The sequence below is a fragment of the Collimonas sp. genome, assembly GCF_035566375.1.
Classification (GTDB): Bacteria; Pseudomonadota; Gammaproteobacteria; order Burkholderiales; family Burkholderiaceae_D; genus Collimonas.
The window spans coordinates 93,968-104,144 of sequence record NZ_DATMRK010000019.1 but is presented as its reverse complement, the minus strand read 5'-3'; the positions used below and the strand labels follow the sequence as shown (position 1 = coordinate 104,144).

At 59.6% G+C, this 10,177-nt stretch carries 5 protein-coding genes; 3 read left to right on the top strand and 2 right to left on the bottom strand.

Going from position 1 to position 10,177, the window contains the following annotated elements:
* On the bottom strand, positions 1 to 4,876 hold a 4,876-nt coding region (locus tag VNZ60_RS05460), incomplete at its 3' end, for an ESPR-type extended signal peptide-containing protein (protein ID WP_325657407.1).
* Between the two features lie 609 nt (positions 4,877 to 5,485).
* Between VNZ60_RS05460 and VNZ60_RS05455 the strand changes: the two genes are divergently transcribed.
* Positions 5,486 to 7,630, top strand: a complete 2,145-nt coding sequence (locus VNZ60_RS05455) for an autotransporter-associated beta strand repeat-containing protein (protein ID WP_325657406.1) — start codon at positions 5,486 to 5,488, stop codon at positions 7,628 to 7,630.
* Positions 7,631 to 7,728: 98 nt separating this feature from the next.
* On the opposite strand, the gene VNZ60_RS05450 is transcribed toward VNZ60_RS05455, so the two are convergent.
* Complete coding sequence (locus tag VNZ60_RS05450; RefSeq protein ID WP_325657405.1) at positions 7,729 to 8,085, bottom strand: hypothetical protein; 357 nt, start codon at positions 8,083 to 8,085, stop codon at positions 7,729 to 7,731.
* An 855-nt stretch (positions 8,086 to 8,940) separates the two neighbouring features.
* Here VNZ60_RS05450 and VNZ60_RS05445 point away from each other — a divergent pair.
* Together VNZ60_RS05445 and VNZ60_RS05440 are read left to right on the top strand one after the other, a co-directional pair.
* Positions 8,941 to 9,648 carry a hypothetical protein gene (locus VNZ60_RS05445; RefSeq protein ID WP_325657404.1) on the top strand — a complete coding sequence of 236 codons (708 nt, stop codon included), beginning with the start codon at positions 8,941 to 8,943 and terminating at the stop codon, positions 9,646 to 9,648.
* A 32-nt stretch (positions 9,649 to 9,680) separates the two neighbouring features.
* On the top strand, positions 9,681 to 10,172 hold the full coding sequence (locus tag VNZ60_RS05440; RefSeq protein WP_325657403.1) for a GTP-binding protein: 492 nt from the start codon (positions 9,681 to 9,683) through the stop codon (positions 10,170 to 10,172).
* Positions 10,173 to 10,177: the final 5 nt, after the last annotated feature.

The window sequence follows — 10,177 nt, the reverse complement described above, 5'->3', positions numbered from 1 at the left end:
CCCCCGCGATTGTTGTCTGCGCCGTCGGTCCGGTCACTGCACCGGTAGCGCTGACACTGTTGATCGGCTGGCTGAAACCAGCGACATTGCCGGTCGCCGGATTATAGGTAGCGCCGCCGCCCAGGGTGCTTGCTGTCGTCGTGCCCAGGTTGTTGACGCCGGTGACCACCGAGTTCAGCTGCGAACCGTTGATGGCGTCGGTGCTGGTTGCTGAGATCACGCCAGCAGCCACGTTCTGGATCTGACGTTCAGAACCCGCTGCACCGACCGAAACCACGCCATTGGTCGAAGCGGCTGCTTCAATGCCAGCCGCTGTTCCGCCATACTGCGCCGTGGTGCCTGTATGCGGCGCTGCCGTTGTCGAGTGAGAACCCAGCGCTACGTCATTGGTATTGGCGGCCACCGCAGTATCGCCCAGCGCCACCGCACCGGCCGCTGCCGCGCTGCTGGTGTTGCCCAGCGCTACCGAACCCTGGCCGGTCGCGGTGTTGGCATTGCCGAGCGCTACCGCGCCCTGACCGTTGGAAGTATTGTTAGCGCCCATCGCCACGGCGCCGGTGCCGGTGGCCGTATTTGGATCGCCGATAGCGACTGCACCGTTGCCGCTGGCCGTATTGCCAACGCCGATCGACACGGCCTTACCGCCTGTCGCTGTTGCCGTCTGACCGATCGCTATCGCCCCGGCCGTATTCGCCTTGGCTCCTTGTCCGGCTGCAATCGAATTGCCGCCAGTCGCTTGTGCGCCATTACCCAAGGCAATGTCATTGGCCGTCGCCGGTGTGCCGTTGACACCGGCCACTGCGTTCAAGCCTTGTGCTATCGAATCGTTACCGTAGGCATTGGCCGCAGGCCCCACTGCAATCGCATCGGTACCGGTTGGCGAACTATCAGCCAGCGTGGAATTGGTGTGGAAGTATTTAATCCCACCGCCGTTATTGATATTCGTGATGGCGGTGGTGTTGCTGGTCACCTGCTGGTTGGTCGCAAACAGCTGGCTGCCATTCACCGCATCCGTGCTTGTGCCGCTCAGTTGACCGGCTGCCACGTTGGTGATCTGACGGTCGTTGCCTGCGCTGCCTACCGATACCACCCCTACCGGCGCGCCGCCGGCGAACGCATAGGATGTGCCGCCTACGGTCGCACCCGTCGTCGGCACCGCTGCGGCTGCTACTGTGCTGCCCTGGCCCAGCGCCACATTGCTGCCGGCGGTCCCGGCTGCAATGCTCGCGCCCTGACCCAGTACCGTCGCGTTGGCGTTGCCGTTGTCGGTAGACTGATTGCCCAGCACCGTCGAGGACGCGCCCGTCGCACTCGCACCGAAACCGCCGGCGCTCGCGTTCGCTCCACTCGACACCGGTTGCACCGCCGTCACGCTGTTGTCGGATACAAACGGACCTGCCTTGCCGGTGGTAATCGCCGTCACATTCTGGTTAGTGGCAAACAGTTGCGACCCGTTCACCGCATCGGTGCTGGTTGCATTCAATGCCGCCGGCGCCATGTTGGTGATGGCTACCGGCGCACCTGCCCCCGCTCCGCCGGTTGCGCCCAAGGTGATCTTGGTGCCGCCTGCGGCATCGTACTTGACCGCGATATTGGCCGTGTTGTCGACGTTGGTATTCAACGCGCTCAAGGCCCCCGCGATTGTTGTCTGCGCCGTCGGTCCAGTCACTGCACCGGTAGCGCTGACACTGTCGATCGGCTGACTGAAACCAGCGACATTGCCGGTCGCCGAATTATAGGTAGCACCGCCGCCCAGTGTGCTCGCCGTCGTCGTCCCCAGATTGTTAACGCCGGTGACCACCGAGTTCAGCTGCGAACCGTTGATGGCGTCGGTGCTGGTGGCCGAAATCACGCCCGCCGCCACGTTCTGGATTTGGCGCTCGGTGCCCGCCGCGCCAACCGACACCACGCCATTGGTCGAAGCGGCTGCTTCTACGCCGGCAGCTGTGCCGCCATATTGCGCCGTAGTGCCGGTATGCGGCGCCGCAGTGGTCGAACCCGCTCCGAGCGCCACATCATTCGCATTGTTAGCATTTGAATTGGCGCCGATCGCCACGCCGTTGCCCAGCACGGCATTAGCCGTATCGCCAAGCGCAATGCCGCCGGCGGCCGCAGCGGTCGATGCGTTGCCCAAGGCGATAGAACCTTGCCCGATTGCGCTGTTGGAATTGCCGACGGCAATCGCTCCCTGTCCGTTCGAGGTGTTGTTGGCGCCGACTGTCACCGCACCGGTTCCGGTCGCACTGTTGGGATCGCCAATTGCCACCGCGCCGTTGCCATTGGCGAGCTGGCCCTCGCCCAGCGCCACCGCGCCGGTGCCGCCGCTTACCTGCGAGTTGTGGCCGCCGGCGATGGAGCCGGGGCCGGCTGCGGCGGCCACTACCGTCGTGTCGCCGAAGGCCACGGTGGATACGGCACGAGCCTGCGCCGAGGGCCCGAATGCGGTAGCGCGGTCAGCCGCGGCGAGCGCAGCGGGGCCGAAGGCCGCGGAGGTGGCGCCGGTCGCGTTCGAGAACACGCCCACCGCCACGCTATTGACCCCACTAGCTGCGCTATTGACGCCAACCGCGGTCGAGCCGCTGCTGCCGGAACTCACCGCGCCCGCGCCGAGCGCGGTCGTCTGACTGCCCGAAGCCGTCGCTCCATCGCCGATCGCGAGGGCCTGTGTCGCGCTCGCCTGGGTTTGGAAGCCCATCGCAATGGATCGATTTCCCGAAGCGCTCGCCGCGACACCTGCCGCTACGGCATTGTTGCCGGTGGCGCCATTGTTTATGTAGTTCGCCTGCTGCGTGCCGGTATCGTTCACACTGTAGTAGTGGAGAGGCGTGCTGGCCGCGATAGCCTGGACGGCCTGGTTGGTGGCGTACAGCTGGCTGCCGTTTATGGCGTCGGTCGAGGTGCCCGAGATGCGCCCGGCCGCGACATTGGTGACGGTGCGTTCGCTTCCGACTGCGCCCACGCTCACGGTGCTGGCTGGGTTGGTACCGGCAAAGTTATAGACCGTACCGCCCAGCGTCACGCTGCCGGTGCCGACCGCCACCGCCGTTGTCGAACCAGAACCCAGCGCGACGTCCTTGGCGTTGTTCGCCGTGGCGGCATCGCCCAAGGCAACGCCGCCGGCAGCAAGGGCCGATGTGGCATTGCCCAATGCCACCGATCCCTGTCCAATCGCGCTGTTGCTGTTGCCGATTGCAACGGCGCCATTGGCCGCAACAGTCCCGCCCGCGTTGCCAGCTGCGGTGTTATTCGCTCCCATCGTGACGGCGCCCGTACCAAAGGACACATTCGGATCGCCGATCGCCACTGCGCCGTTGCCATTTGCGACCTGCTGATTACCGATCGCAACGCCGCCGACACTGGTTCCCTTCACCTGCGACTTATAGCCGATCGCGGTCGAACCCAGGCCCGCCGTTGCCGCCACCGACGACGTATCGCCGATCGCCACCGAGGATGCAGCCAGAGCGGAAGATGTGCTGCCGCCGGCGAAGGAGTTGGCGCCCGAGGCCGTCGACTTCATGCCGACGGCGGTCGCGTTGACAGCAGAGGCGGTAGTTTGTGCGCCGAGCGCGGTGGAATCGGTGGCCGATGCATTGGCGGAAGCGGTGGCGTCAGCACCCAGCGCCAGCGAGCCGACACCCGAGGCTACGGTGTTGAAGCCAATCGCAACGGAATTGGTGTTGGACGCTCCAGCCGTGTTGCCGATCGCAATAGTGTTGATCCCGACGCTCGCCGTGGCGGCCTTACCAATAGCGATACCCGAAGTGGCTGCAGCCGCCACGGATGACTGGCCGCCGATGGCAATGGAATCTGTTGAGGCCGCCGAGGCGCTGGCGTTGCCGGCGACGCTGCTTGAGCCAATCGCTGTCGCGCCCGCCGCGGTCGCGTGCGCGGCCAGGCTTGCAGTTGCGTTGCCGCCGATCGCCGTTGCATTCAATGCCGAAGCGTTCGCCTGGGTGCCGAGGGAAATCGTATTTTCTGCGCTGGCCGTCGCGAAGGAGCCGATCGCGGTTGCGTTCAATGCCGAGGCGTTCGCCTGCAATCCCATGCCGATGCCTTCGGAGCCGGCAACGCTCACATCCGTACCGATCGCGATGGCCGATGTTCCGGATGCACCTACGCCAACGGTACGCGCGCCCAGGTAGATCGCGTTGAGAGCGCTCGCATTGGCTTGCCAACCGACAGCCGTCCCGTGGGTTCCTCCGCTCACAGTCGAGCCCGAGCCGACAGCAACGGCATTGTTGGAGTTAGCGACATTGGCCAGATAACCAACGGCGATGCTGTTGACCGAGTTCACGTCCACCGAACTGCTGTTGGCAAAAGCAACGCTATTGGTGCCGGCACTGATCGAAAGAGATCCCATGGCAAGGGCATTGGCGCCGGAAGCCGTGACATCGGTGCCAATGCCAATCGCGCCGCCCGCGGTCGCACCGGTGCCGCCAGCGCTACGCGCCCCCAGATAAATGGCATTGATGGAGTTGGTATAGGCTTGGAAACCCATGGCTATACCGTTCTGGCCGGTGGAAAGAGAGTTGTAGCCCACAGCCAGCGCGCCCAGCACGTTGGCGTGCGCAAGCGATCCTAGCGCGGTGGCTCCAGTACCGCTGGCCGCGGACTGAAAACCCATGCACGACGCGGTGCTGTTATATATATTGTAAGGCGCCACGGAGCAATCCACTGCTTGCGCCTGCGCCAGCGAAGCCCATCCGAGCCAGCCCGACGCCACTAGTGCAGCGAACACTGCCGGGCTCCGGCTGCGCAACAATGAGCGGCGCCCGCCTTGCCCTGGTGCGCCGCCACGACGGCACGCGGCTATTTCCGAAGCGACCACAAACTGGTTCAGCGCGGGACTCCAGACCTTGCTGTGAATCTTGTTCATACCTTCTCCTTTGCGTAGGGAATGCGGGGGCAACAACAGGCTGCGCGATGCAGGCTTGCAAATGTTAAAAATCCCCGCGTGCACATTGCTTTTCAGCAATTAAGCTCAGGATTTACTGTAAGTTACAATCAATCAGGCAACTGTCAGAGACTGTCAAATCTGGACACGAAAAGGATAAATTTTGTTAAATCCCCTTGGAGATTGATGGAGTAGTCAGGAGTTTTTTTGCGGTGTAAGGCTTCCAAGCCCAGCAGAGCGATGGCTGCCAGCGCACCGAAGACGTCTGTTAATTTTCCCCATGCTTCCCGCACTTTGTCCGTCGACGCCTGTCGATATGGCAACGCCTTCTCGATTCAGGCAATCCCTACACGGAAATCAAGATTTCCCTATGGGACATCGCATCAATATTGATTACTCTTTGAATTCCAAATGGCAACTTGGAGCAGCATTACCTGCATTGAACTCAAGAGGGGGAATTCCTGAATTGCTCTGTCGAAATGACGAGTTTCGACCGCCCTTCCCTGTCTTCTCGCCGTGGAAATCTACCCAGTTTTGGCAGGCACGGTCCGTGCTCTGAACAAAATGTTGCATACTCCCCACTCATAAGTCATGAAAATAAAAACCTATGTTCCATCGGCGATTGCTGCTGCCTTGATCTCAACGCTGAGCGCTTGCGGAGGCGGTGACAGCGCCAGCAGCGGCGACACGGCGAATGCCACCAATCCAGCGACACCGGCCACCACGACCGGTACCGTAACCAACAGCACTTCAAACACTTCGAGCGGCAGCACTGCCACCAACACAACTAGTACAAGCGCTACCACTGCTGTCACCGGCTCGACCACTACGCAAGTAACAGCGGTAGCGCTGATCGACATCAGCGCCGCCATCCTGGCCAACCAGAACCTCGTCCTCAATGGCGATTCCGTGGTCAATCTCCCCGCCGGCACGACTACTTACAGCGGCGTCATTTCCGGCGCCGGCACGCTGACGCTGCGCGCCCCGAGCGGCGCGGGCACCCTAGTTCTCACCGCTGACAGCAATTTCACGCTGCCGGCCTCGCAACAAACCGAGACCGCCACGCAAACCAAGAGCCCCTTCGATCCTAACCACGTGCATTACTGGGTCATCCACAATCCCAATCCACCGGCAGTGATCGTCGATGCCGGCGCCACCTTGCAACTGGGTACGCCATCATCGACCGGCGGTAGCATCGGCAGTTACATTCCAAACACTGCCGGCACTACGATCAATCTCGACAATTACCAGATCGACGGCACTCTGGTGCTGGAATCCGGTCCGCCGCTCAATATGGGTATCCTGAGCGGTAGCGGCGTCATCCGGCGGCCCCCCATCGGCGCCACCGGCGGCACCGTCCGTTTCGTCGGCGACAATCCGTTCAGCGGCGTGTACTCGCAACTCTACGGCGGTTATTTCGGCGTCGACCATGTGATTTTTTCGATGCCGAACGCGACCATTTTCAGCAACGAGTCGTTCATCACCGCCGCACCGGAAGGCTTGTTCGGCGATACCGCGGGCCATCTGCTGAAGTATCCGAAAACAATCTGGGAAAGCCATTACGGCGACGATATCAACACCAATTCCGGCCTGGTGATTTTTTCAGGCGTCTACAGTTACAGCAACAGCGGCGACCAGCTCAAGCCGGCCTTGAGCAATCCCAGCTTGAATACCATGCTGGTGCAAAATGTCTCGGGCAGTCTCACCGGTGGCCATAACTCCAGTTTCCGCGGCATCAACATCGAGGGCGGCATCACCCAGTGGGGCGATGGCACAAGCAATCAATTTTTCCTGCCTTCGGCGCCATCGCCCGCTGCGCCCGATTCCTCTGTAAAAAATGCCTATATCAATCTGCACAGAGGCTCGACCCTGGTGTTCGATTACAACGGCAAGTACAGCTGCAACGTGGGTATTACAGGGGGCGGCGGCGGGCCGCACGCCGACGGTTCGACCGGCGCCGGCAATCTGACCATCGCCGCCACCGCCGGCAACTACGCGATATTGACCATGCCGCAGAACTACAACGGTATTACCACCATCGGCGCCGGCGCCACGCTGCAGATCGGCAACGGGGCGCCGGTCAGCGCGGTGCTGGCAACGGTGGGGGCGCCGACCGCGGCCGAGCCGTATGGCGCCGTCACGCGCCAGACCACGCTGGCCACCTACACCGGCGACAGTAGCCTGCTGACCGCCGAATCCGCCAGCGGCAGCCTGAGCGACGCCATCGTCGACAACGGCACACTGATTATCGCCAACACATCGAGCGCCATCACCTTGGCTAACATCAGCGGCAGCGGCACGCTCAAACAGGCCGGCGCTGCAAACACTACCCTGTCGGGCGCCAACAGTTACAGCGGCGGCACCACGATCAGCGGCGGCACACTAAGCGTGGCCAGCGCCACCGCACTGGGTAGCGGCAGTCTCACCAACGGCGCGACATTGGCAACCGCCGGCAGCCAGCATGCGATCAATGTCAGCGGCAGTTACACGCAGACCGCGAGCGGCAATCTCGTATTATCGATGGGTAGCGTGAACGATCAGCTGAAGGTCGGCGGACAGGCCTTCCTGTCCGGCAGCCTGACGCTCAACTTTGCTTCAACGCCGGCGCCAGGGAGCCGCTTCGTGGTGGTGCAAGCGGCAGGCGGCGTCAGCGGCGGGTTCTCCAGCATCAGTGGCAACGGCGTTACTTTGGCCGGTGGGCAGGACGCTGGCAGTTACTACGTGACGGTGCAATGAGGGTGCAATGAAGAAAGATGCGAGCTGCGGCTGGCGCAGTTCGCATCATAGGGAAATTCCTGCGATGAAATAACTCAATCCCGTATAGCCCGATCTCGTCAAAGTGACATGAACTCCCTCCTTGGGCGTACTTCGCGGCCGCCGCAGGATGCCATATATTTGCTGAGCCATTCATAATGCGCTTCAATTTCAACCAGCAACTGGTTGGCCTTTTCGCGCACCAGGCTGTCTACATCGCTATGGTTCGCCAATCCATCCAGAATGGCGTCGGCGAGCGTGCCGTAAAATTGCAGCTGAGGCTGATGGCCGCAGATGCGTTCCCATTCTTCAAGGAAAACGGCGTCGAAAGTCAGGCTCTCTATGAATCGTGCAGCACTGGTTGTCTCGTCCAGATTAAAAGACCGCAATATCTGCGCCAGCAATAAAGCATCGTCGTCTGAAATCTTTTCCACCATGTTGTCCACCTCGTCGGTCTGAAAACGCGAATAGTTGCAAAATGTCATACAGATAGTTCGATGTATTCAAGGGCCGCTCAAGCAGCGTAAATTCAAATATCGGAAATATTGAAAAGTAGCTATCAAAAAGTAGCTATCAACTACGGCAGCGGATGATTTCGATGATTTCCTGGCATCGAAAGCAGATCCAGCGCTTTGAATTTCTGCGCAAAACGTAACTGCCCGCGCCTGCCGCTACCTCTCCCTGGTGATTGGTACAGAATTTCCTGCCTGCGATTGCGCTTGCCGCCGACGTACTCATTGCAGGCGGAGAAATTTTTCGAAGAGTTGGGCTCATTAGTCGCTACCTCTGGCTAGCTTCCGGATCTGCTTAGGTCCTATATTCGATAGTGCATAGTGCCAAAGAAAATTCCAATCAGACTATCCTGAAATCCATGTAAGCATTTCCTTCAACATCGCAAATAATTCCAGCGACCGGCCGCTGGAAATTGGATCGACAACAACAAGAATTCGCAGTTTTAGCAAACTGCGGCGATCAGATTTTCATAGCAAGGGTAGGGAAATTCTTACAGCTGACAGCGCTGCACCTACAGAAATATCAAGATCCCCCGATACCCCCTATCCATCGCATTGCTTAGTCTTGCCATATGCCCAGCGATTGAAAAACATACGTCGCATGCACATACTTTACATCCGCCACTGGCCCGGTCAGGCAGTGGCGACTGAGTTACCGCGTCTTTGAAGGAAGAACCATGCCGAATTGGCAATTAGAAAGTGCAGGCACACAATTCTGCGATTTCATCTCCACCTTCACCTCCATCGCCATTGTTGGCTGCACCCGAATCGGTTTGCGTGATGCGTAAAACTTCCTTCATATCCGTCAAATACCTGGCTGAAAAAGAATTCCTGCGTTATGACCTCCTGATGCAGATAGCGGATGAAAAAACCATATCGCAGTGGCAGGCATCCGATCTCGGATCCGCCTCGGTGGCGCTGCTGGACATGAATATTTTCAATGCTCGTGAGCCACTTCCGGCCAACTGTGTGTGTATCTGGATTGCCGAATCCCCGGCTTATCCAGGCCGTAAAGGCGACATGACGTTACCGCCCAATTTCAGCGTTTCGGATTTGATCAACGCATTGGATCGGGCTGCTTTGCGATTGCTCGACATGAAAGTCGCTGAAGACGGCCCGGCTACCGAATCCGAACCGCTTTCACAAAACACCTACCGCATCTCGAAATGGGTCAGTCTCGAACACGGTTTTTCTACTCTCCGTTTTAAAAAAATTCTGGCAGTAATGACAAAGCAAGACATCAGCTGGGGCTGGCTGTTGACCTATGGCGGCTTGACGGAACGCGATGCCATTCTGTTCCTTGAGGAATTGAGAAAGAAAAGCGCACTTGTCGAAAGAAATAAAGTGTTCCTCATTCGCGACCGCATCGCACACGAATCGCGGCCGATCTCTCTTGAGCAAAAAGAAGGCGGCGTCGGATTGTTCGTCAAAAAAATCAGTCACTGGCTAGGCAAGACTCGCTCACAAGAATTGGAGAAAACCTCATAGTGTGCATACTCCGGATTGTTTTGCTAGGGCCGATGGGGATCGGAAAAACCACGGCCATCCGCTCTCTGTGCGGCGATCTCATGGTCGATTGCGACGTCCCCAACATGGATCCGTCATCCCACGCCAAAGAAAGCACCACCGTCGGCGCCGATTTCGGTGTGGTAGAACTGGATGGCGGCGAGCAACTGCATATTTACGGCAGCCCCGGCCAGGATCGCTTTGACTTCGTGCGCGGCTGGCTGCTGTCCATGTCTATCGGCGTCATCATCATGGTCGACGCCAACCAGCCAGACGCGATTCAGGTGGCAACCCAATATATCCGCACTGTCTTATCGGTTTCCGAGAGCATGCCATGCATGCTGTTGCAGGCGCGCCCAATCAGTGCCGAGGCGACCGACCGGTTTGCATCGGCAATCACCAACATACTCGGCATGCCGATACCGGTAATCGCTGCGGACGTACGGGAAAAATCGCAAATGCTCGACGCGCTGGATATATTTTCCTCGTTGCTGGTAACCATATAAATTCA